Source organism: Thiolapillus sp. (assembly GCF_048562965.1).
Classification (GTDB): Bacteria; Pseudomonadota; Gammaproteobacteria; order Chromatiales; family Chromatiaceae; genus Thiolapillus; species Thiolapillus brandeum_A.
The window spans coordinates 1-680 of record NZ_JBHNMF010001354.1 but is presented as its reverse complement, the minus strand read 5'-3'; the positions used below and the strand labels follow the sequence as shown (position 1 = coordinate 680).

Genomic DNA, 680 nt, shown 5'->3' with positions numbered 1-680 from the left:
TTTAGCTGGCCATGGATGGCCAGCCCAGGCCGCGCTTGCGCGGGGCGAAGCCAGGGAAGGCGAAGGGTAGGCGGTCTCGCTTGCGAATTTCGCCGATCTTGAAGGTTGGCTTATGCACAGATCAGAGGCATCAACTACAGGTTATTTTAAAGGAAGATTAATATAGGGTCGCGCGCGAAAATGGCAAAATTTACACTGTAAATCAAAAGGATAGGGCGATTTCAGGCCGTTTTCGGCGGGAGTTCTTCAGCGCACTCGGCGGGAGTTCTTCAGCGCATCAACATCCAGCGGGAAGACCGTTACACATTGATATATAACGCATTACATGGGCGGGAGTTCTTCAGCGTGGATAACTCGCACTATTCACAGGGTTACTCACAAGCCCAGGGGCGGGAGTTCTTCAGCGCAGTATCAGAACAGCTCTTTCTGTCGCGGCTGCCCCATCGGCTGAATGTGCGTCGGGGAGGGGATCAGCACCAGGCCGTTATCCTTCACGTCCACCTGTGCTTGTGGGTAGACAACGGCGACAGCCTTGAGCGCCTTCAGGAATGCCTTCTTAAAGTCGCGCACCGCCTGGTCGCTTTGGAAGTTGCTGCCGAACTGGAGCATGAGGCTTGCCCAGGGGATCGGGCGGGTCCGGCGCTCGGTGTAGCTCATCCGGTAGGTGAGCCAGGTATACA

General features: G+C 55.9%; 1 pseudogene. It reads right to left on the bottom strand.

What is annotated here, in order from left to right:
• Window positions 1–411: 411 nt before the first annotated feature.
• Window positions 412–680, bottom strand: a pseudogene (locus tag ACOCD2_RS24280) (hypothetical protein); the annotation flags it as partial.